Annotated in this window: 20 protein-coding genes and 1 other RNA gene; 13 read left to right on the plus strand and 8 right to left on the minus strand. The window is 56.6% G+C overall.

Annotated elements, in window-relative coordinates:
• Positions 1–108: 108 nt before the first annotated feature.
• The 8 genes from JXR15_RS11545 to JXR15_RS11580 all read right to left on the minus strand — a co-directional run bounded on the left by JXR15_RS11545 (position 109) and on the right by JXR15_RS11580 (position 5,749).
• Positions 109–579 (minus strand): SspB family protein, encoded by a 471-nt coding sequence (locus tag JXR15_RS11545; RefSeq protein ID WP_422053371.1) that lies wholly within the window; start codon positions 577–579, stop codon positions 109–111.
• Positions 580–659: 80 nt separating this feature from the next.
• Positions 660–1,913, minus strand: a complete 1,254-nt coding sequence (chrA, locus tag JXR15_RS11550; protein ID WP_422053372.1) for a chromate efflux transporter — start codon at positions 1,911–1,913, stop codon at positions 660–662.
• A 51-nt stretch (positions 1,914–1,964) separates the two neighbouring features.
• Positions 1,965–2,396, minus strand: a complete 432-nt coding sequence (locus tag JXR15_RS11555) for an ester cyclase (protein WP_299420547.1) — start codon at positions 2,394–2,396, stop codon at positions 1,965–1,967.
• 229 nt (positions 2,397–2,625) lie between these two features.
• Positions 2,626–2,978, minus strand: a transfer-messenger RNA (tmRNA) gene (ssrA, locus tag JXR15_RS11560).
• 124 nt (positions 2,979–3,102) lie between these two features.
• Positions 3,103–3,756, minus strand: coding sequence for a TenA family protein (locus JXR15_RS11565; RefSeq protein ID WP_422053373.1), 654 nt, complete (start codon positions 3,754–3,756; stop codon positions 3,103–3,105).
• Between the two features lie 75 nt (positions 3,757–3,831).
• On the minus strand, positions 3,832–4,431 hold the full coding sequence (locus JXR15_RS11570) for a ferric reductase-like transmembrane domain-containing protein (RefSeq protein ID WP_422053374.1): 600 nt from the start codon (positions 4,429–4,431) through the stop codon (positions 3,832–3,834).
• Between the two features lie 9 nt (positions 4,432–4,440).
• Complete coding sequence (locus JXR15_RS11575; RefSeq protein ID WP_422053375.1) at positions 4,441–4,926, minus strand: twin-arginine translocation pathway signal; 486 nt, start codon at positions 4,924–4,926, stop codon at positions 4,441–4,443.
• A gap of 94 nt (positions 4,927–5,020) precedes the next feature.
• Complete coding sequence (locus tag JXR15_RS11580; protein WP_422053376.1) at positions 5,021–5,749, minus strand: FadR/GntR family transcriptional regulator; 729 nt, start codon at positions 5,747–5,749, stop codon at positions 5,021–5,023.
• Positions 5,750–5,838: 89 nt separating this feature from the next.
• On the opposite strand from JXR15_RS11580, the gene JXR15_RS11585 reads away from it, so the two are divergent.
• The 13 genes from JXR15_RS11585 (at position 5,839) to JXR15_RS11645 (ending at position 19,294) form a co-directional block, all read left to right on the plus strand.
• Positions 5,839–6,600 (plus strand): DUF2182 domain-containing protein, encoded by a 762-nt coding sequence (locus JXR15_RS11585; RefSeq protein WP_422053377.1) that lies wholly within the window; start codon positions 5,839–5,841, stop codon positions 6,598–6,600.
• Positions 6,601–6,681: 81 nt separating this feature from the next.
• Positions 6,682–7,317: a DUF1326 domain-containing protein gene (locus tag JXR15_RS11590; RefSeq protein ID WP_294115232.1), complete on the plus strand. Its 636-nt coding sequence runs from the start codon at positions 6,682–6,684 to the stop codon at positions 7,315–7,317.
• Positions 7,318–7,328: 11 nt separating this feature from the next.
• Positions 7,329–7,844 carry a DinB family protein gene (locus JXR15_RS11595; protein ID WP_422053378.1) on the plus strand — a complete coding sequence of 172 codons (516 nt, stop codon included), beginning with the start codon at positions 7,329–7,331 and terminating at the stop codon, positions 7,842–7,844.
• Positions 7,835–8,938 (plus strand): dimethylsulfoniopropionate demethylase, encoded by a 1,104-nt coding sequence (locus JXR15_RS11600; RefSeq protein ID WP_422053379.1) that lies wholly within the window; start codon positions 7,835–7,837, stop codon positions 8,936–8,938. The genes JXR15_RS11595 and JXR15_RS11600 overlap by 10 nt, the downstream gene beginning before the upstream one ends.
• Positions 8,939–9,026: 88 nt before the next feature.
• The gene (gene acuI / locus JXR15_RS11605; RefSeq protein WP_422053380.1) at positions 9,027–10,019 is read left to right on the plus strand and encodes an acryloyl-CoA reductase; all 993 of its coding nucleotides are present in this window, start codon (positions 9,027–9,029) and stop codon (positions 10,017–10,019) included.
• A gap of 76 nt (positions 10,020–10,095) precedes the next feature.
• Positions 10,096–10,512: an HIT family protein gene (locus JXR15_RS11610; protein WP_422053381.1), complete on the plus strand. Its 417-nt coding sequence runs from the start codon at positions 10,096–10,098 to the stop codon at positions 10,510–10,512.
• Between the two features lie 82 nt (positions 10,513–10,594).
• Complete coding sequence (locus JXR15_RS11615; RefSeq protein WP_422053382.1) at positions 10,595–11,815, plus strand: aminotransferase class V-fold PLP-dependent enzyme; 1,221 nt, start codon at positions 10,595–10,597, stop codon at positions 11,813–11,815.
• A gap of 449 nt (positions 11,816–12,264) precedes the next feature.
• The gene (locus JXR15_RS11620) at positions 12,265–13,476 is read left to right on the plus strand and encodes a class I SAM-dependent methyltransferase (protein ID WP_422053383.1); all 1,212 of its coding nucleotides are present in this window, start codon (positions 12,265–12,267) and stop codon (positions 13,474–13,476) included.
• Entirely contained in the window at positions 13,473–13,907 is a 435-nt protein-coding gene (locus JXR15_RS11625; RefSeq protein WP_422053384.1) for a TrgA family protein, read from the plus strand. Before JXR15_RS11620 ends, JXR15_RS11625 begins: the two co-directional genes overlap by 4 nt.
• A 3-nt stretch (positions 13,908–13,910) precedes the next feature.
• Complete coding sequence (locus JXR15_RS11630; protein ID WP_422053385.1) at positions 13,911–15,035, plus strand: NUDIX domain-containing protein; 1,125 nt, start codon at positions 13,911–13,913, stop codon at positions 15,033–15,035.
• A gap of 57 nt (positions 15,036–15,092) precedes the next feature.
• Entirely contained in the window at positions 15,093–16,130 is a 1,038-nt protein-coding gene (locus tag JXR15_RS11635) for a cysteine synthase A (protein WP_422053386.1), read from the plus strand.
• 12 nt (positions 16,131–16,142) lie between these two features.
• Positions 16,143–18,578 carry a mechanosensitive ion channel family protein gene (locus JXR15_RS11640; RefSeq protein WP_422053387.1) on the plus strand — a complete coding sequence of 812 codons (2,436 nt, stop codon included), beginning with the start codon at positions 16,143–16,145 and terminating at the stop codon, positions 18,576–18,578.
• Entirely contained in the window at positions 18,575–19,294 is a 720-nt protein-coding gene (locus JXR15_RS11645; RefSeq protein WP_422053388.1) for an alanyl-tRNA editing protein, read from the plus strand. Before JXR15_RS11640 ends, JXR15_RS11645 begins: the two co-directional genes overlap by 4 nt.
• The last annotated feature ends 26 nt before the right edge of the window (positions 19,295–19,320 follow it).

The following is a 19,320-nucleotide window of genomic DNA, read 5'->3' on the forward strand; positions in this document are numbered from 1 at the left end:
TATACCGTGGGATACCGCTAACAAGGCGCGGCAAATCAGCCTTTGAGACCGAGGGCTAAATTCCAGGCAGGCGTAAAACCCCATTAGCGGCCCGTCCGGCCGAGGGGATCACTTACGGAAGCTGTCCAGAGAGACGACTTCGGCGTCTTTGCGCGGCTCTTCGACGATCTCTTCGAGGTTGATTTCCTCAGGCAGCTCATCAAGCGCGTCTTCCACTTCGTCCTCATCCTGGGTTTCAAACCGCAGGCCAAATTCCACCGATGGGTCCACAAAGGTTTTGATGGAATTGTAAGGGATATAAAGAGGTTCCGGCGCATCGCCAAAGTTCAATGTTACGGCGAAGCCTTCGTCGGTGACGGTCAGGTTGTCGTACCAATGCTGCATGACCACGGTCATTTCGCCAGGATAACGATCTGCAAGCCACTCGGCGATTTCCACATCTGGATGCTGAGTGTCAAAGGTGATGAAGAAATGATGCTCACCGGGCAGACCGGTTGCTTGAACATCGGTCAAAACCGTCTGAATCAGGCTGCGCATCGCGCGATGCATGAGATTTCCGTAGTCGATGGTCCCGGACATGTCAGTGCTCCGATAGTCTGTTGTTTTTACAATAGACCATTGCGCGGGAAACAAAAGACGATCCAGCGCAAAAAGTTGGCCTAAAGCAGACCAATTGTCATCGCGGCGCTGGCTGAGAGCGCTATCACACCCAAAAGTGGCAGGCGCAGTTTCAGCATTGCAAAGATTGCCGCGGCGGTCAGCACACCGGCAATTGGGTCAAAGCTGGTCAAGACGGGCAGGGTACCGATGGGACTTTGAGTGGTTTGGGCAAACAGGAGGTTGAGTGTGAACCATAGACTCAGATTGGCGATAACGCCCAAAACTGCGGCCGAAATCAAAGTGAGCGCGGCGCTGAGGCGCGGGTTGGACAAGATGCGGGACACATGAGGCGCACCGGCAAAAATCCAAAGGAAACAAGGAATAAACGTGCACCACAGTGCGAGTGAACCTGCGGTGAGCGCCAGGCCTGCGCCGCCTTGCAATTGGCCTGCCAAAGTTGCGACAAACTGAGTGACAAGGATCAACGGACCCGGCGTGGTTTCCGCCAAACCAAGCGCGTCCATCATTTGATCGGTGGTGAGCCAGCCGAAGTCCTGCACCACCGCTTGCACCATATAGGCCAACACGGCGTAAGCGCCGCCAAAGGTGACCACGGCCAGTTGTGAAAAGAACAGTGCTATATCTTTCAGAAAACCACCTGCGGACACAGCAAAGATCACGGGCACAAGCCAGAGCAGGCCCCAAATCGCGACGGCGGTCACAGTTTCCTTCCACGGATTTTGAACGTGGCTTTGGTTTATGTCAGTGTCCGTTGCTGTTTGCCCGGACAACATAAATCCCAATGCCGCAGACAGAACAATGACGGCCGGAAACGGCAAGATAGCTGAATACAACGCGGCAAAACTTGCCAACGCGATTGCTGCGTTTATTTTATTTGTCAGAACCTTACGCGACAGACCTAACAACGCTTGCACGATGATTGCCACCACCGCCGCTTTCACGCCAAGGAAGGCTGACGCAACCAGTGGCAGGTCGCCATAAGCGGCGTAGCCTGCAACCAGGAGGAAGATCAAAGCAGCGCCGGGCAGGACAAACAAACTGCCGGCGATGACACCGCCGATCGTGCCGCGCAGCTTCCAGCCACAGAAGGTGGCGAGCTGCATGGCTTCAGGGCCGGGTAAAAGCATACAGAAGGACAGGGCGCCGAGAAATTCTTTCTCTTTCAGCCAACCGGTGCGGTCGACCAGCTCCTGATGCATCAAGCCGATTTGCGCTGCGGGTCCGCCAAACGACAGGAGGCCAATACGTCCAAAGACGCGCAGCAAGTCGGTGTATGAGGGCATCTGTGTCATGGCTCTATGGCTAGCTCACAACGCCTCGGATGCAAGGTGTTTTTGACGGACCTAAGCGACCTTTTGCCCAGTCAGGCACATAGCCATAGTTTGCTCTGGCAGGAAGCCCATTTTTTCGAAAAAGGCAACCAAATCAAAGTTGTTATAGGCTTCGACCATGATTGCGCCTTCGAAGCGCACAAACAGTTGGCCAAAGCCAGTGATGCGATCACCGCTGACCGGGTTGAGAATGCTCATGGTCCAAAGGGCTGCGGCCCAGTCGCCGTCCACCATAACTTTTTCGACGCAGACAATTGGATCCTCTACCAGCGCCAAATACATGCTCGCCATTTCGCGGAAATCATCCGGCCCTACATCAAAGCCAGGCAAAACACCTTCTGCTTTACTATCAGGACGGAACATCTCGTCGATGGCGTCCATATCGGCTTCTACCCAAACACGCCGGAACCAATCTTCGATTACTTGCTGCTTATCTACAGACATTTTGAGTGCCTTCCAGTTGTATCCCCAAAGCGGACGCTACGGTCCAAAGAGTAAGTGAAAGGTTAAAAAGAAAGGTCAAAACGTGGCGAAATTGCGATTTTTAACAAATAAAGCAATTTTGACGGCAAAGTATTAATGCCGAGCCTCAAATTAACCATTTTTCGTTGAAAAATTAACATCTTCCACACTCAAGACGCGACTCGGTTAATTTAGGAAATTGGGGGAAGAAAGTGCAGGATTCTGTTGCCAGGTTCCTGCGGACCCCGCCTTAGGTCGCTAAACCTAAGGAGTTAGTTTCGGCGACATTTACAGCTTACGCTGCAACTGCCATTGCCGGAGCACGATTGTCATTTGCAATTGTACAAGTTTCGCCGATAACGGTGGCAGACAGCCGAAACAAAGCTAACTTCTTTAGACGTCCGTCGATCCTATTTCGTCCCCATGATCCTCAAATGAAGGATTTTTGGTGGAGACGCCGGGTACCGCCCCCGGGTCCGATCCGTTTATTACAAGCGCGTTTATGTCCATAGTCCCCGAAGGAACACCCAATAGATAAGACTGTTGCGCAGGAGGTGCAAGCGGCGTTAATCAAATTTTGGCGCGTCGGTAACACGTCAGTATCGCGACTGTTTCGCGGAGGTGGGGTTTTTGACGGCCCGGCAAGGGTTACCGGACCGTGCGTTGCGCCCCTAAATGTTAAGGCGCGTTAGTTATGTTCGGCGTAAGACGCGTCCCAGAAATCCCGCTCCAGTTTTACGGCCCGCAGAAATAGCGCCTCGACCTCATCCTGGGCCTCGACAGTCAGAGTTGGCCATACGGCGTCCAGTTGGCTGCGCAAGTATTCAACGACGCCCTCAAAGCCTTCCCCCGCATGCAGCGTGATCCATTCGGCAAAATAGAACGGCAGGTCGTTTTTGGGTGGGTTCACCGGCGTGGCCCAACTTAGATAGACCCACTCCGCCACTACCAGCACAGCCAACATCAATTCATAGCGACCGGAAGCGGCGGCTTCGGCCATCAGCGCGTTGAAACCTTCGGTGGGCAGCGCAGGCGGCGCGTTTTGCTCTGCCTCAGTCATGTCGAGCGCCTCAAAGGAGCGCAGGAAGTAGGTGTTTTCCGGGCCGGTGACCAAAGCGAGGAACTGTGCCGCCGGGACTGAATCGGCCAATGTCGGCGCGTGCGCGATGGCACTGGCGAGCAAGCGCACGAAGTTGCCGACGAACTGATAGTCCTGTGCCAGATACCAACGCATTTTTTCCAAGGGCAGGGTGCCTTCGGCCAATTCGGTGCAGAACGGGTGCGTGGTCGCGGCGGTCCAGTCTTCACCCGCAAGGGTGCGCAGATGGTCGGTTGGGCGCATAAATCTCTCCTGTTGTTCGGCTTTGAAGCCGTTTGGGCGGAGAAAACCCGCATCGCGTGTTGGGTGCAAGCAGGTTTAGTGTTTACGCCGTGGACGAAGTACGCGCATGTCCCAAACGACCCAGAGTGTTGTCCCGACTACAGCGAGGCATGTTATCCATTTGCTGACCGGGCCCATGGTGCCTTCGATCAGAAGAGCATGTACGACCGTTGAAAGAACAATGAGTACGGCGAGCGAGTTGTGCAGAATGGCCCAGTGTAGAAAGCGCAACGGCAAGCGGCGCCGTAACATAACTAGGAGTGCCGTGATGATCATGCCCCAGAGTGCTACGGCGCCGTAAAGCGAAAATGGAGTCGGGGAGACAAGGAGCAGCGCGTCAAGCGTATCGGGTGGGCTCGTCAGGTAGAGACCGCCGACATGCGCCACCACCGCCAGAACAATAACGCTGCCTGTGGCGCGATGCCAAATGCGCGCTGTGCGGGGTCTGAGCCCTGGGATGTGGCCGCCCGCCAGCAGAGGTTGCAGCAGGAATAGAATGAGACTGAGAATGCCAGCAAATCCCGCAACGATATACGTGGGGTCCCGATAGGCCAGGTAAGGACTTTGCGCCGCGACAACCAAGGGCACTAACAGTACAAGCGCCGCGGCGCTCCAGATCAAAAGAGACTTGGCCATTTGGCAAGATCAGGCGCGTGTGAGGACAAAGTCAACATTCAGAGTTGTGTCACGTGCACTTGGCATGACTGGGCGCAAGAAGACCGTTTTAAATGCGCCGTCGTCATAGGCAAGATGTGCGTGCGGCTGGCCAAAGTTAGGCACAATCTGGTGCATTTCCAGATGGTAGGTCCCATCCGCCTGTGTGAGAACAGAGCCATGGTTGAGTGGTTCGCGCTCGCCGCCAATAGTGGTTGCCGCCCAGATTTGTATACGGGCATTTTGGATCGGTTGACCTTGACCCGCCAGACGGACTTTGCCCGAAATATGAAACCCATCGCCCAGTTTTTCGACAAACGGCGCGTTTGGACGGTAGTTGTTTGATCCGCCGCGCATTGTTTGAGTTGGCTTCAATGACTGAGCGAGAGCAGGTGAAGTCATCCCTGAGGCGACCAGGGCCGAAGACAGGCCAGCACCAATCAAAAAGCGGCGGCGATTGTAGTAAGGCGCGTACATGACAAACTCCTGTGGCACGGCGTGGGTGGTCCTTGACGCAGTTTGCCACAGGCGTTGAGAAATTCAGTGCACATGTTTGTGAGCGCCGATGCGTTTACCGCCGGGCACGTGCCTCCATCGCTTCTTCACCAAGCGAGAGTGTGTAAGAGGTGAGTTCTGCTAGGGCTTCGTCGGCGTCGGTGCTGGTTTGCATCTCCAAGGCGTCGGCGATGCGGGTGTGCAGGCCAATGATCACATCGCGGTTGCGCTGTGTGAAGGTGATCATGTTCATCAGCGGTTGCATGGCCTCAACCGCGCCAGCCAGTTGATAGGACAGCACCGGGTTGCCTGCGCCATCGACAAGGGCACGGTGGAAGGCCACGTCGCTGTCACAGAAGCGTTCATCGGAGAGGCCTGGTTGGGCCTGACGGTGGATTTCCGCCCGCATGGTGGCGAGGTGATCCGGTGTGCGGCGTTGGGCCGACAGGGGCGCGCAGGCGCGTTCTAGGGCAAACCGCGCTTCACAGGCGGTTTCAAAATCCACCGCATTCATTGACAGCAACAGAGTGCTGGTCGTGATGTGCTGTGCGTAGGCTTCATCGTAAGACAAGCGGCGTACGAAGGCTCCGCCTGTAGCGCCGCGTTGAGTCCGGATCAAGTTTTGCGCCGCGAGTCGTTTGAGCGCCTCGCGCACGGTTGGTCGGGAGACGTCAAATTGGTCCGCCAGCTCAGATTCCGAGGGCAGGCGTTCGTCGACATTCATGTCGCCGGAGATGATCGCATCGCGGATCGCTTTGGCGATTTGCGCGGAGAGGTCGGCTTTGTTCTTGGGGTCTATTTTCAATTGTCTGACATTTAGTGTTTGCTGCGCGTTTAATTGTCTGACATTTTAGACAGCAAGTTGTGAGTCGTGGCAAGAGGAGGAATGCCGGGATGATCGCGGATCGCATTCGTTCTATGTCGGGTTTTCATTGGGTGGCGCTGTTTGGCGGCATTCTGGCTGCGTGGACTGCTCTGTTTCTGATGGCCATTCCGGCGGAGATGCGCGAGCTCAATGCAATTTACGGTGCGGATTTCTGGGTCAGCCTGTGCACCATCACGCCGGACGCCAGCGGCTTTGCCCGTGTGCTGTTGATGTGGGTTGTGATGAGCGCTGCGATGATGGCACCCACGGCTTTGCCAGCCTTTGCCACCTATGATGACCTGGCGCGACAAGCGCCGGGCGCGAGGTTCTCCGCGCTTGTCGGTGGGTACCTTGCGGTATGGATAGGTTTTTCCATACTCGCCGCAGCGCTGCAGATGGTGTTGTTTCAAGCGGGATTGCTGGGCGCATTGGGCGAAAGCCGGTCGGCGGTTTTCTCAGCCTTTTTGCTGGTGGTGGCGGGGCTGTATCAGTTCTCGCCCATGAAAGAGGCCTGTCTGTCCAAGTGCCGCATGCCGATGACGTTCTTTATGCAGCATTGGGATGAAGGGCCATGGAAAAACGGATTGCGTTTGGGGCTGACCTGTCTGGGCTGCTGCTGGGCGTTGATGCTTTTGGCATTCGTGGGCGGCGTGATGAACATTGCCTTTATGGGGCTGGCCACGCTGATCATGATTTTTGAGAAACTGCCCGACGTTGGGCGTTGGGTGACAAAGCCGCTGGGGCTCGTGCTGCTGTGCAGCGCGGCCTATGTGGCGGCGCACGCCCTGTGAAGAATACTTAAGGAGGACCACACCATGGCATCGGACAACATTACGGCGCCAGCCAAGATCGACAACCGCCATCCGGAGGCGATGAAATCCGGGTTGGGCACCATTCCGTGGACTATCAAGGGCGAGCTGATCCTGAACTGTAACTGTACAGTGTTCTGCCCTTGTGTGGTGAGCCTTGGGCTGCATCCTCCCACGGAAGGCCACTGTCAGACCTGGGGCGGTGTGCGGATTGACGAAGGTCAGTACGGTGACGTCGACCTGTCGGGCCTCAACATCGGTCTGTTGATCGAGATCCCGGGCATGATGAGCCGTGGCAACTGGAAGGTGGCGCTGTTCATTGATGATCGGGCCAGCCCGGAGGCCTACAACGCGCTCGTTGATATCTTCAGCGGTAAAGCCAAGGGCACCACAGGCCTGTTCCAGGTGCTGGTGGGAGAGATCATTGGCGTGGAGCGTCAGCCTGTGTCTTATGATACCTCCGAGGATGGCAAAACCCGCCACATCACCGTCGGCAAGAAGATCGAGGGTGTCGTCTATCCGGTTGAAGGCAAGAACAAGGACGAGGAGATTGTGATCTCCAACACCAAATACTGGATGGGTCCGGACATCACGGTGGCAACAGCCTCCAAGGGCCGCGTGCGCGCCTTTGGTCGGGTTTGGGATTTTGGTGGACGCTCTGCTGAAATCTGCCAGATCGACTGGCACGGACCTCGGTAAGGCCAATGTCGATGATCACGCCCGAATACTGTCAGATGATGGCCAAGTATAACGCCTGGCAAAACCAGACGATGCGTGCGGCGTGTGAAACACTGACCGAGGCAGAATTGCGGGCCGATCGTGGTGCGTTTTTTGGCTCGGTCATGGCGACAATCAACCACATCCTCTGGGGCGATGCCCTGTGGATGAGCCGCTTGGACGGCGGGGATGGGCCGTCCAAGCCGGCGACTGAACATGCAGAACTGTGCCCGACTTTTGGTATCTGGGCGCAGGAGAGAAAACGCATGGATCTGCGAATTGTGCAGTGGTCAGAAAGTGTTACCTCCGAAAGCTTGAGTGGGGATTTGAGCTGGCATGCGCAGATGTTAAACAAAGAGATGCTCAAGCCAATGGCGCTGTGTGTGGTGCATTTGTTCAATCACCAGACACACCACCGCGGCCAAGTGCATGCTATGCTGACCGGCTTTGGTCGCACCACAGAAGATACGGATTTGGTTTTGATGCCTGAGGAGGTTTCATGGCTCTGATTTCCCCATCACGACGGCTACGACGCACACCGTTTTCGGACGGCGTCGAAGCGGCCGGTGTGAAGGCCTATACGGTCTATAACCGCATGTTACTGCCGACGGTGTTTCGCTCTGTGGAAGAGGATTATCGTCACCTCAAAACCGCTGTGCAGGTTTGGGATGTGTCCGTGGAGCGCCAAGTCGAAGTGCGCGGGCCGGATGCGAGCAAGCTGTTGCAGATGCTGACGCCGCGGGACCTGCGCGGCATGTTGCCGGGGCAGTGCTATTACGTGCCCATCGTCGATGAGACCGGCGGCATGTTGAATGATCCGGTGGCGGTTAAACTCGCCGAGGATCGGTGGTGGGTTTCGATTGCCGACAGTGATTTGCTGTTGTGGGTCAAAGGCATCGCCTACGGCTATCGGCTGGATGTGCTGGTGGATGAACCGGATGTCAGCCCGTTGGCGGTACAGGGACCGAAAGCGGACGATCTGATAGCACGTGTGTTTGGCGAGAAAGTGCGGGACGTGCGGTTCTTTCGCTTTGGCTGGTTTGAGTTTCAGGGGCGTAGCCTTGTGGTGGCGCGGTCCGGCTATTCCAAACAGGGCGGGTTTGAGATTTATGTCGAAGGCAGCGACATCGGCATGCCGCTTTGGAATGCCCTCATGGAAGCGGGCAAAGATCTGGATGTTTATGCGGGATGTCCCAACCTGATTGAGCGGATCGAAGGCGGGTTGCTGAGCTACGGCAACGACATGACCGATGACAACACGCCACATGAATGTGGCTTGGGTCGGTTTTGTAACACCAACACCGCGATTGGCTGTGTGGGGCGGGATGCCTTGCTGCGCGTGGCGCAGGAAGGGCCTGTGCGACAGATCCGTCCCATTGAAATTCATGGCGCGGCAGTGCCGTCCTGTGACCAGTTGTGGCCAATCATGGATGGGGATGATCACGTGGGCAATGTGAGCAGCGCGGCTTGGTCGCCAGATTTCACCACCAATGTGGCGATCGGCATGGTGCGGATGACCCATTGGAAGTCAGGCACCGAGGTGGATGTGGTGACACCAGATGGGGTACGGCCAGCAACGGTTTATGAGGCCTTCTGGCAATAGCGGATGTGGCTGAGGGCGGACGCCTACGGCAAGGATATTTTGGGAATGAGAAAGCCGGGCGGTGGTCTGGCGCGAGAGGAGAGATGAGATGTTCAAAGCACTGGTGATGGACCAAAACGACGAAGGTCTGGCAAGCGCGTCGATCAAAGATCTGACGCTGGACGACCTGCCCAACGCAGAGGTCACGGTGGCAGTGGAGTACTCCACGGTGAACTACAAAGACGGCCTGTGCCTGTCGGCCAAGGGCGGCGGGCTGGTGCGCAAATATCCGCATGTGCCAGGGATCGACTTTGCCGGTACCGTCGAGGCGTCCGATGATGACCGTTTCAAGCCGGGCGACAAAGTGGTGCTGACCGGCTGGCGCGTGGGTGAGGCCCATTGGGGCGGATACGGCCAGAAGGCGCGGGTGAAAGCCGATTGGCTGGTTCCGCTGCCAGAGGGGCTGACGCCACAGCAGGCGATGGCCGTGGGCACAGCGGGTTTTACCTCTATGTTGTCGGTGATGGCGCTGGAAGATCATGGGTTAAAACCCGGCAATGGTCCGGTTCTGGTGACTGGTGCGGCCGGGGGCGTGGGCTCTGTGGCGGTCGCGATCCTGGCAAACCTTGGTTATGAAGTCGCCGGTGTGACCGGGCGTCCGGAGAGTGCCGACTACCTGAAATCTCTTGGCGCGACGCAGATTGTGGCGCGGGAAGAGCTCAACGAGACCGTGAAGCGTCCGCTGGAAAGCGAGAGCTGGTCTGGTTGTGTAGATGCCGTTGGGGGTGCGATGCTGGCGCGGGTTCTCGGCCAGATGAAATATGGGGCATCCGTGGCCGCCGTGGGTCTGGCCGGAGGCGCGGCACTGCCAGCGACCGTGATCCCGTTCCTGCTGCGCGGTGTGAATCTCTTGGGCATCGATTCCGTGATGCAGCCTTATGACAATCGCCTGCGCGCCTGGGAACGGATTGCCAAAGACCTGCCGATGGACAAGCTGGAAGCGATGGTGAAACCGGCAAGCCTGTCGGACCTGCCGCAATTGGGCGCAGACATTCTGCAAGGTCAGGTGCAGGGACGCGTTGTGGTTGACGTGAACGCCTAACAGCGCGAAAACACTGTGAAACAGGCGGGTGAGGCAACTTGCCCGCCTTTTGCATGTCTGAGGGAGGCGTCACGCCATGAGCTATGACAACGACAATATTTTTGCAAAAATCCTGCGGGGCGAAATCCCAAGCGAGAAGCTTTATGAGGATGACGACACCTATGTGTTTATGGACATCATGCCGCGCGCCGATGGCCATTGTCTGATCATTCCCAAGACAGCGTGCCGCAACATGCTGGACGCCACACCGGAGCAGCTGGCTGCCTGTTTGAAGACCGTGCAAAAGATGGGCCATGCGGTGATGACAGCTTTTGGCGCGGAAGGCGTGACGGTGCAGCAGTTTAACGAGGCCGCCGGTGGTCAGGAGGTGTTTCACCTGCATTACCACGTGTTGCCGCGCCACGACGGTGTGAAGCTGCGTCCACCTGGCACGATGGCGGATTTTGCGGTACTGAAAGAGCAGGCAGACAAAATCCGCGCAGCGTTGGCATAAACGCCGCGTTTTATACGTGTTTCCCGGCTTGACCCTGCCGGGAAACAGCGGTTTGGTGCGGGTCAAATTCAGGGGGTATCCGATGCTTGACGTAGATTTTGTGCGCAGCCAGTTTCCGGCGTTTTCAGAACAATCGCTTGAGGGACAAGCGTTTTTTGAGAATGCGGGTGGCAGCTATACCTCCGCACAGGTGATTGACCGCCTGACCCGTTTTTATCGCGAGCGTAAAGTGCAACCCTATGCGCCGTATAGGGCCTCCGAACTCGGTGGTGCCGAAATGGACGAAGCCCGCGCCCGTCTGGCAGCCCTCATGGGCGTGGAGACGGATGAAGTATCCTTCGGGCCGTCAACCACACAGAACACCTATGTTTTGGCGCAGGCGTTTCGTCAGTGGATGGACCCTGGGGACGCGATCATTGTGACCAATCAGGATCATGAGGCCAACTCTGGCCCGTGGCGGCGGTTGGCTGAGGACGGCATTGAAATCCGCGAATGGAAGATTGATCCGGAGACCGGGCATCTCGACCCTGAAAAGCTGATGGAGCTGCTGGATGATCGGGTGCGGCTGGTGTGTTTTCCGCATTGCTCCAACGTCGTGGGCGAGATCAATCCGGTGGCCAAAATCACATCTTTGGCACATGCGGCCGGGGCGTTTGTGTGTGTTGATGGCGTGAGCTACGCCCCACACGGCTTGCCGGACGTGGGTGGTCTTGGTGCGGACATCTACATGTTCTCGGCGTATAAGACCTATGGCCCGCATCAAGGCATAATGGTGGTGCGACGCAATATCGGGGAAATGCTGCCCAACCAAGGCCACTACTTCAACGGCGACAGCCTCTATAAACGGTTCACACCGGCGGGTCCGGACCATGCGCAGGTCGCGGCCAGTGCTGGCATGGTGGACTACATTGAGGCGCTCGCGGCACATCACGGGATTATGGGTGAAACACCGGCGGCGACCGGTGCAGCGGTACATGATTTGATGCGCGCCCATGAAGAGGTGATTTTGCAGCCGCTCCTGGACTATGCGACGTCCAAAAACTCGGTGCGGCTAATCGGGCCATCCGAGGCGGCCAAGCGCGCGCCAACTGTTGCGCTGGTGGCCAATGCGCCGGGTGAGGCGCTTGCGACCCAACTGGCCGCGCATGGCGTGATGGCCGGTGGTGGCGACTTTTATGCGCTGCGGGCGCTGGAAGGCATGAATGTGGATGCCACTCACGGTGTTTTGAGAGTGAGTTTTGTGCATTACACCAGTGAACACGAAGTGCAGAAACTGATTTCGGCGCTCGACGCGGTGCTGTGAAACCGGGCTCAGCCCCGTCGTAAGTGTTTGAAAGACTTCAACAGGCGGGGCTTTGCCCCATTCGATATCAAGGACGTCGCAATTCACGGAGTGTTTGTGACGTAGTTTGCCGTTGGTCTATCCAGCGGTTAATCCAGAGACGACTTATGGCGCCTTCTTGCTGGGCCGCGAAGTCATCCCCATATTTGTAAGCCTCAGAGCCATGGCAAATCGTGTTTGTCGCGGGCGTTGAGAGCCTTGTCGCAGGACTTCGTGGCGCGGGGGATGCGTCCGGTCCTGCGGCAGGGTGCACCTGTCTGTTACCGGTTCAACGGCTCTGAAATCTTTTTGCATGTCGATCAGAACTGCCCCCCATTCGCTACACTGCAGGGCTCCCATAACAATTAAAACTTGCCGTAAGGCGCTGATCGCGCCTAGCATTTAGAGCACACAAGGAAGAGGGGGACTTTATGTACCTGACATCGACCAAAGGTGAAGACAACTTGCCGCGCTATTTTGCTGCGGTGTTTGAGACCGCGCTGAAAATCAAACATGGGCGGATTGATTTTGTCTTGCAGGACGGGCGCAGGTTTCATGCGCTGGGGCCGGAGCCAGGTCCGGAATGCGAAATGCATGTACACAACAATGACACCTTTGCGCGATTGATGCGCGAGGGAGAGTTGGGCTTTTGTGAAGCTTACTTGGAAGGCTGGTGGAGCACCCCGGATTTACAGGCGTTTTGTGACTTCTTGCGACATGACAACGACGCGTTGTACGACGGGTTTCCGGGGATGTATTTTGTGCGCGCCTTTGAACGGCTGCGCCACTGGATGAACACCAATACCAAAAGTCAGGCTAAGAAAAACATCAGTTACCACTATGACTTGGGCAACGCGTTTTATGGTCTGTGGCTGGATGACACGATGACCTACTCCTCGGCGATTTTCAAAACCGGCCAGGAAAGCATGGAAGATGCGCAGATCGCCAAATACGCCAGTATGGTGGATCGGATGGGCGTGAAACCAGGTGACCATGTGCTGGAGATCGGCTGTGGGTGGGGCGGCTTTGCAGAATACGCAGCCAAGGAACGTGGGTTAAAAGTCACGGGGCTGACCATTTCTGAAGAGCAGTTAAAGTTCGCGCAGGAACGCATTGAGAAAGCGGAACTTTCTCACCTGGTGAATTTCAAGCTGCAAGATTACCGAGAGGAGACTGAAACCTATGACGGTATTGCCAGCATTGAGATGTTTGAGGCAGTAGGCGAGAAATATTGGCCGGTGTATTTTGCGGCAGTGCGGGACCGGTTGAAACCAGGTGCAAAGGCCACGCTCCAGATCATCACACTAACCGAAGAGCGGTTTGAGCAATATCGGAAGAGTGTTGATTTTATTCAGAAATACATTTTCCCAGGCGGCATGTTGCCCAGCCCGTCCGCCCTGCGTGAAGAGGTCACAAAAGCGGGCTTGATTGTCGCTGGATCAATTGAGTTTGGTCAGAGTTACAGTCAGACTTTACGTCGGTGGCACGGCACGTTTAACGCCCATTGGGACCGGATCTCGCGTATGGGCTTTGATGAGCGCTTCCGCCGCATGTGGAATTTTTATCTGACCTCTTGCGCTGCGGCGTTTCGCAGTGGAAGCTGCGACGTGACGCAAATCACGATTTCTAAGCCCAGTACATGATCACATCAAATAAGTTAGTCGCTGCGCTCTGCCTTGCCGTTATCGGTGGGCTGGTGGCGGAGTTTGTGAAACCACAGATGCCAGAAGGCTCAAACTTTGGCCATATGACCTTAATCAGTTCCGCAGTTGGGCTGATTGTGGGCTGGCGTGTGATGGGGCGACGGGCTGGGCGCAGTGGGTCCCTGGAATTGGGGATTGTCGGGGTCGCAGCCCTGGTGTTTTGGGCTTTGGTTTTGTTTGGCTTGATCGAGATGTTTCGGCTTGCGATGCGGCGGCGGTTGGATGAACCGGTGGAAGCGATGGAACGTGCGGTCACGGTTTCCATGGAGTATGGGCTATATCTGCTGCATCCAAATGTCTTGATCACGCTTGGGCTAGGCGCAATTGTGAGTGGTGTTTTTACAAATTTTGCGGCGCGCCGCTGGGGATAAATCATGACAAATGTTTTTGTGTACGGCACGTTGCGACACGTGCCACTGCTTGAGGCTGTTCTTGGCCAACCTGCAAGCGCGCTGGACTTGAGACCTGCGGAGTTGGTGGACCATTCTGTGTTTGCGGTTCAGGGCCAGGATTTCCCCATTCTAAAACCTTCGGACAGCCGTGCATTTGGCCTGTTCATCGGTGGCTTGAGCGATGATGGCGTTGAGCGGCTCCGGTTCTATGAAGGCAGTTACGATTATGATTTGACGGATGTTTCCGTAGAAGTGACCGGACAAACTTGTCCGGCGCAGGTATTCAAAAGCGAAAACGCGGGCTGGGTGCCGGCCGGGGCGTGGTCGCTTGACGGCTGGGCGAAACGGTTTGGCGAGGTGACCGTGCTCAGAGCCGTTGAGGAAATGACCTACTTTGGGCAGCGGAGCCGCGCCGAGGTGGACCGCATGTTGCCCATGATCAAGGCGCGGGCCACCGCCAAAATGCAAGCGCGACGGCGCAACGATGCCGTGAGCCCAAGCGGCATGACAGGCGCAGATGTCAGTGACGTGGCCTTGACTCGGCCGTACGCCAATTTTTTCACGATGGAAGAGTATGACTTGACCTTCCGCCGCTACGACGGTGCGCGCAGTGACATGGTCAAACGCGCGGTCTTTGTGGCCACGGATGCCGTGATTGTGCTGCCATATGATCCAGTGCGGGATCGCGTTTTGTTGATCGAACAGTTTCGCCCAGGCCCGTTTGCACGTGGCGATGATTTGCCTTGGCAGCTTGAGCCAATCGCTGGACGTTTGGATGCGGATGAGCATCCCGAAGCCTGCGCACGGCGTGAAGCGCAGGAGGAGGCAGGGCTTGATTTGACCGCTCTACACGAGGTGGCAAATTGCTATGCCTCACCTGGTTGCAGCACCGAATTTTACAACATTTACCTAGGCTTGGCGAACCTGCCTGATGAAGTGGTCGGGGTGTCTGGACTGGCCCATGAAGCGGAAGACATTTGTTCTTATCTTTACAGCTTTGAGGAGCTGATGCAGATGGTGGACAACAAGCAAGTGGTGAATGCGCCATTGGTGTTGGCGGCGCTTTGGTTGGCGCGACATCGCGACAGGCTGCGCGGGACCGCTTGAGTTTGCCCCGCGCCTTGCCTACACAGGATTTCAGACATCTATAAAGGACCGCGCAACATGCATATCGCCCGTGATCTGGCCCAAGCGATTGGCAACACCCCTTTGATCCGACTGAACAAAGTCAGCGACGAAACCGGGTGTGAGATTTTTGGCAAAGCGGAGTTCATGAACCCCGGGCAATCGGTCAAAGACCGCGCCGCGCTGTATATCATCAAAGACGCCATCGCGCGGGGTGATTTGAAGCCTGGCGGCACCATTGTCGAAGGCACAGCTGGCAACACCGGGATTGGTCTCGCGCTGGTGGGCGCGTCCATGGGCTTTAAAACCGTTATTGTGATCCCTGAGACGCAATCTCAAGAAAAGAAAGACATGCTGCGGCTTGCGGGCGCGGAACTGGTTCAGGTGCCTGCGGCGCCTTACAAAAACCCCAACAATTATGTGCGCTACTCCGGTCGTTTGGCTGCGGAACTGGCCAAGACTGCGCCAAACGGTGCAATTTGGGCCAACCAGTTTGACAATGTGGCCAACCGTCAAAGCCACGTGGAGACCACAGGCCCGGAAATCTGGGAACAGACTGGTGGTAAAGTAGACGCGTTTACCTGTGCTGTTGGATCGGGTGGCACCTTGGCGGGCGTGGCGGAAGCCTTACAGCCTAAAGGCGTAAAAATTGGTCTTGCGGACCCGATGGGCGCGGCGCTCTACAGCTTTTACACCAACGGTGAGTTGAAGTCCGAAGGCGGCTCGATCACCGAAGGCATTGGCCAGGGGCGTATTACCGCCAATCTTGAAGGCTTCACGCCTGACATGAGCTACCAGATTTCGGATGACGAAGCGCTGCCTTACGTATTTGATCTTCTGGAGAATGAAGGACTGTGCCTTGGTGGGTCTTCCGGTGTGAACGTGGCGGGTGCAGTACGCATGGCCAAAGAAATGGGGCCGGGACATACCATTGTGACCATCCTCTGTGACTACGGCACGCGTTATCAGTCCAAACTGTTCAACCCGGAGTTTCTTAAGGAAAAAGGCCTGCCGACGCCGGCATGGCTGGGCAACAAAGGCCCAAGCAGCATCCCAGGTGTGTTCGAAGACGTATAAGGCAGTCCCATAATGCGCCCACTGGCCAAGTTTCTGAGTGTTGCGGTCACGGTTCTGACCGTTTGGGTCACGGTAGTTTGGGCGCAGGGCACTTTACCTCCTGACTATGGCGAATGGCGGCGGGTTGCGGACCGCGCCGCTGAAGCCATCGATAATGATCGCGCCTCCGAAGCAGCGATGGACACGCTACGCGGTCAGCTTTTGCTATGGAGTGAAGACTTTGGTGACGAGAGTTCACGGTCTCGGATATCCGTAACCACGCTTGAGGCGCAGATGGAGCGTCTGGGGCCGGTGCCGGAAGGCGGCGAACCTGAAGATGTGGCCGAGGAACGGCGGCAATTGGAGCTGTCGCTGTCAGAGGCCAAAGCGCCTGTGCGACGGGCGGAACTGGCGCTGACCGAAGCGGAAGAGCTAATCCGGTCTATTGATGTGTTGCTGCGCGACCGGCAGACGCAAATTCTGCTGGAGCCTGGCCCGTTTCCACTAAAACCGGAGTTGTGGGCGCCAGCCTTTAGAGAACTCAGCGAGTCCTTTCGGCTTATTGCGTTGGAGTTCCAGACCGGCTGGGTGCATGAAAAACAACGCAACGAGCTGCGCAAGTCGCTGCCACAGATGTTGTTCTATCTGGCAATTGCCTTTGTGCTGCTGACTCGCGGAATGCGCTGGACCGAAAAGGCTCTGCAGAGCATGATCCGTGACCGTGTGCATCTATCGGCGACACGTTGGATTGCCGTTTTCCTGCTGTCTTATGGGCAGGTCATCTTGCCGATGCTGGGTGTTTTTGCATTCTCCAAAGCGGTTTACGCCACCGATTTGCCTGGGCTACGGGGCGATGTTGTGCTCTCTATTTTGCCGCTGATGACCTTTGAGTTGTTGAGTGCGCGGTGGTTGGGTGAACGGGTGTTTTCACGCAACGAGCGGCCCTTGCTGCTGGTCAACCTGACCGATGCGGAAAAGCGCAAAGGACGCCGGGCCAGTACGGTACTTGGGGCCACGCTGGCGTTCAGCTCTCTGTTTGTCGAATTGGCCCGCTATGAAAGCTGGACGCACGGCACTGAGTCGGTGGTGTTCTTTGTCATCACCGTCACTGCTGCCTTTTACCTTGGCCGCCTAGGACTGCTTGTGACCCGCCATGCGGGATCGATGCGCGCTGAAGAAGACGGGCCGCTGACAGCGATTGGTCAGTTGGTGTCGCTGCTTGGTCGCTACACGGTTCTGGTGTCACTGGTTGGCAGCATTTTGGCCACCATCGGGTTGACGCGCGGGGCCAGCTATCTGGTGTTTTCCAGCACACGCACCGTGTTTTTAGTGGCTTTTTTACTGGTGGCACAACGGGTCATTCAGAAGATTTTCTCCGCCTTAAACGGCCGGGATGATGATGACAGCCCATTGGCGGCAGTGCTGGCGGGGATCGGCATTGTGATCCTGTCGCTGCCAATTTTCCTGATGTCCTGGGGCGCGCAGGTTTCAGATCTGAAGCAAATCTGGCGCAACATCACGGATGGTTTGCAGTTTGGTGACCTGATCTTATCGCCGGAGAATATCCTGCTGTTGATCGTGGTCTATGCCTTTGGCCATGCGGTCACCCGACTGTCGCAGAGCTTTCTGCGCGACAATATTCTGCCGAAGACCCGTTTGGATGCGGGCGGGCAGACGGCGGTGGTTTCTGGCGCCGGGTATATCGGGATTTTTCTGGCGGCGCTGATTGCTTTGACGGTGGCCGGGATTAACCTTGGTAATATTGCACTGTTTGCGGGTGCACTCTCCGTGGGCATAGGTTTTGGCCTGCAAAACATCGTGTCGAATTTTGTGAGCGGTATCATCCTGTTGATTGAACGCCCTGTCAGTGAGGGCGACTGGATCGATGTGAATGGCCAGATGGGCTATGTGCGCGATATCTCTGTGCGCTCGACACGGATTGAGACATTTGATCGCTCTGACGTGGTGATCCCAAACAGTGATCTGATTTCCGGCACGGTGACGAATTACACACGCGGCAACACCGTTGGGCGGGTGATTGTGCCCGTTGGGGTGGCTTATGGAACGGACACACGCTGGGTGGAAGGCATCCTGCGCGAGATTGCCGAGGGGCACCCGATGGTGTTGGCCAATCCGGCGCCAGCGGTGGTGTTTCAGGGGTTTGGCGCGGACTCGCTGGATTTTGAAATTCGCGCCATTCTGCGGGATGTGAATTGGATGTTGACGGTGAAGAGCGACCTGAACCATGAAATCGCCCGTCGTTTTGTGGAGGAAGGGATCGAGATACCCTTTGCCCAGCGTGATCTTTGGCTCCGCAATCCAGAAGCTTTGAATGGCGAAGCACGGGCTGCAAACCCGCCCAAAGCGCCGGTGGCGAAAATGCATTCGCCTGCAAACGCAACGCCAACACCGCCGGACCTGGATGACATGGATGGCGTGGACGGAGATGGGGACGGAGACGGCCGATGAGCAAACTTTTGTTTTTGGAAGACGCCTATTTGAAAGAGGCGATTGGCGTGGTGATTGGCCATACACCTGAGGGGGGGATCTTGCTGGATGCGCCGCTATTTTATGCCACCAGCGGCGGGCAGCCGGGAGACAGTGGGCGTTTGGAGTGGGATGGGCACAGCACCGAGATTGCCACAACAGTGAAAACCTTGGAGGGTGAGATTGCATTGGTGCCGTCTGCGCCGGAAGAGCTGCCACCGATCGGCACCGATGTGACCCAAGTTCTGGACTGGGGTAGGCGGCATCGCCACATGCGGGTGCACACGGCCCTGCATTTGCTGTCCGTGGTTATTCCTTTGCCGGTGACTGGAGGATCCATTGGCGCTGAAAAAGGCCGGTTGGATTTTGACATGCCGGAGGCGCCGGAAGACAAACAGGCGCTGAGTGATGCGTTGAATGCCCTGATTGATCGGGATTTGGCTGTCACTGAAGACTGGATTACGGATGCGGAGCTGGAAGCCAATCCGGGGTTGGTCAAGACCATGTCTGTGGCCCCGCCCAAAGGTGCGGGACAGGTCCGTTTGGTACGGATTGGTACCGAGGATGAACAGGTGGATTTGCAACCCTGCGGCGGCACACATGTAGCCAGTACAGGCGAGATTGGCCGGGTGCGGGTTGGCAAGATCGAGAAAAAAGGCAAGCGGAACCGAAGGGTATATTTGCATTTGGGTGCTTAAAAGCGGTTCGCTTGTGGGTTGAGAAA

The sequence above is a fragment of the Shimia sp. genome, from assembly GCF_049116215.1.
Taxonomy (GTDB): domain Bacteria; phylum Pseudomonadota; class Alphaproteobacteria; order Rhodobacterales; family Rhodobacteraceae; genus Shimia.

Excerpts from the sequence above, each read along its gene's own strand:
- JXR15_RS11545 (WP_422053371.1), bottom strand. The coding sequence starts at position 579 with ATGTCCGGGACCATCGACTACGGAAATCTCATGCATCGCGCGATGCGC.
- chrA (WP_422053372.1), bottom strand. The coding sequence starts at position 1,913 with ATGACACAGATGCCCTCATACACCGACTTGCTGCGCGTCTTTGGACGT.
- JXR15_RS11555 (WP_299420547.1), bottom strand. The coding sequence starts at position 2,396 with ATGTCTGTAGATAAGCAGCAAGTAATCGAAGATTGGTTCCGGCGTGTT.
- JXR15_RS11565 (WP_422053373.1), bottom strand. The coding sequence starts at position 3,756 with ATGCGCCCAACCGACCATCTGCGCACCCTTGCGGGTGAAGACTGGACC.
- JXR15_RS11570 (WP_422053374.1), bottom strand. The coding sequence starts at position 4,431 with ATGGCCAAGTCTCTTTTGATCTGGAGCGCCGCGGCGCTTGTACTGTTA.
- JXR15_RS11575 (WP_422053375.1), bottom strand. The coding sequence starts at position 4,926 with ATGTACGCGCCTTACTACAATCGCCGCCGCTTTTTGATTGGTGCTGGC.
- JXR15_RS11585 (WP_422053377.1), top strand. The coding sequence starts at position 5,839 with ATGATCGCGGATCGCATTCGTTCTATGTCGGGTTTTCATTGGGTGGCG.
- JXR15_RS11590 (WP_294115232.1), top strand. The coding sequence starts at position 6,682 with ATGAAATCCGGGTTGGGCACCATTCCGTGGACTATCAAGGGCGAGCTG.
- JXR15_RS11595 (WP_422053378.1), top strand. The coding sequence starts at position 7,329 with ATGATCACGCCCGAATACTGTCAGATGATGGCCAAGTATAACGCCTGG.
- JXR15_RS11600 (WP_422053379.1), top strand. The coding sequence starts at position 7,835 with ATGGCTCTGATTTCCCCATCACGACGGCTACGACGCACACCGTTTTCG.
- acuI (WP_422053380.1), top strand. The coding sequence starts at position 9,027 with ATGTTCAAAGCACTGGTGATGGACCAAAACGACGAAGGTCTGGCAAGC.
- JXR15_RS11610 (WP_422053381.1), top strand. The coding sequence starts at position 10,096 with ATGAGCTATGACAACGACAATATTTTTGCAAAAATCCTGCGGGGCGAA.
- JXR15_RS11615 (WP_422053382.1), top strand. The coding sequence starts at position 10,595 with ATGCTTGACGTAGATTTTGTGCGCAGCCAGTTTCCGGCGTTTTCAGAA.
- JXR15_RS11620 (WP_422053383.1), top strand. The coding sequence starts at position 12,265 with ATGTACCTGACATCGACCAAAGGTGAAGACAACTTGCCGCGCTATTTT.
- JXR15_RS11625 (WP_422053384.1), top strand. The coding sequence starts at position 13,473 with ATGATCACATCAAATAAGTTAGTCGCTGCGCTCTGCCTTGCCGTTATC.
- JXR15_RS11630 (WP_422053385.1), top strand. The coding sequence starts at position 13,911 with ATGACAAATGTTTTTGTGTACGGCACGTTGCGACACGTGCCACTGCTT.
- JXR15_RS11635 (WP_422053386.1), top strand. The coding sequence starts at position 15,093 with ATGCATATCGCCCGTGATCTGGCCCAAGCGATTGGCAACACCCCTTTG.
- JXR15_RS11640 (WP_422053387.1), top strand. The coding sequence starts at position 16,143 with ATGCGCCCACTGGCCAAGTTTCTGAGTGTTGCGGTCACGGTTCTGACC.
- JXR15_RS11645 (WP_422053388.1), top strand. The coding sequence starts at position 18,575 with ATGAGCAAACTTTTGTTTTTGGAAGACGCCTATTTGAAAGAGGCGATT.